We start from the raw sequence: 1540 nt of genomic DNA, 5'->3' as shown, positions 1-1540 counted from the left end.
CTGTTAGTAGCGTACCTCTAAAACTAAAGCAAATGGGCATCTATTATGGTCAATCAACAGAGCAATTTGTTCTAGTCAATACAAAGGCAAAAGAGTTTGATTATCCAAAAGGAGCAAAGAATGTTTATACTCACTACAAAGGAGATGGAGGAGTAAAAATATCTTCTCTTTTTAAACGCCTTGTATATGCATGGAAATTTTCTGACATAAATATTCTTTTCACAACTTATTTGAGCAATAAAAGCCGTATTATGTTCTATAGAAATATCACTGAGCGTGTTGCAAAACTAGCACCTTTTCTTGCATACGACAGACAACCATATACGGTGATTGGTAAAGATGGAAAAATTTATTGGATACAAGATGCCTATACAACAAGCAATATGTACCCATACTCAGAACCAATCTCACGCAATCCAATCAAAAGAGGCATCAATTACATTAAAAACTCTGTAAAAGTAGTGATTGATGCTTACAACGGCAATGTCTCTTTTTATGTCATTAATCCTCACGATGCATTGCTGCAGACCTATGAAAAAATATATCCAAAACTATTTAAGCCTTTTAAAGCAATGCCAAAATTTTTACAAGCACATATCCGTTACCCTACAGATTTGTTCAATATTCAGGTAAAAATTTATAATGCCTACCATATGACTGATCCAAAGGTTTTTTATAATCAGGAAGATTATTGGCAAATACCAAATGTTATGTATGAAGGTCAAGAGCAAAAAATGGTTCCGTATTATATTATTATGCGTTTACCAAAGATGAAAAGCGAAGAGTATATTTTGATGCTGCCGCTGAATCCTTCAAAAAAAGACAATATGGTAGCATGGATGTGTGCACGATGTGATACTCCTCATTATGGCGATTTGATAGTCTACACACTCCCTAAAGACAAGCTCATTTATGGACCTATGCAAATAGAGGCGAGAATTAACCAAAAACCAGAAATCTCAGCTGAACTTACACTCTGGGGACAACAAGGTTCACGAGTTATAAAAGGGAATCAGCTTGTTATTCCCATCAAAAACTCTTTTCTCTATGTAGAGCCTGTATATCTGCAGTCAGAACAAGGTCAGATTCCTGAGCTTAAAAGAGTGATTGTCGTATTTAAAGATAAAATTGCAATGAGGAGGACATTAGATGAAGCACTTCAAGCTATTTTTAATATCTCTGTATCTAAAACTAAATCGCTAAAAGTGCCTGTTCTACAAGGAACAAAAGAGGCATTAAAACATTACAATCAGGCGTTGCAATTTTTGCAGCAAGGCAATTGGACAGGTTTTGGAAAAGAGATGCAACAACTACAATCTACTCTTTCTAAAACATCTAAAAAAAATAAAATATAATTAGGAGTTACTAATGGATGAAAATATGACTGGACTCACACCCCAAGAAGTTCAAGAGCGACTAAAAAAATATGGCTATAACGAAATAAACGAAAAAGAAGAGACTTGGTATCAAAGGCTTTTTAAAAAGTTCTGGGGTCCTATTCCTTGGATGATTGAAATTGCAGCAGTTCTCTCAGCAATAG

The 1540-nt window shown here is 34.7% G+C and carries 2 protein-coding genes; both read left to right on the top strand.

What is annotated here, in order from left to right; genetic code table 11:
- On the top strand, nt 1-1355 hold a 1355-nt coding region (locus tag MVY38_RS01560; RefSeq protein WP_297482755.1), incomplete at its 5' end, for a UPF0182 family protein.
- 13 nt (nt 1356-1368) lie between these two features.
- Nucleotides 1369-1540 (top strand): cation-transporting P-type ATPase (locus tag MVY38_RS01555; RefSeq protein ID WP_366939739.1); only part of this gene is annotated, 172 nt, incomplete at its 3' end.

Origin of the sequence: Sulfurimonas sp. (genome assembly GCF_027056685.1) — a bacterium.
GTDB lineage: Bacteria > Campylobacterota > Campylobacteria > Campylobacterales > Sulfurimonadaceae > Sulfurimonas.
This window is presented reverse-complemented; position numbering and strand designations above follow the sequence as displayed.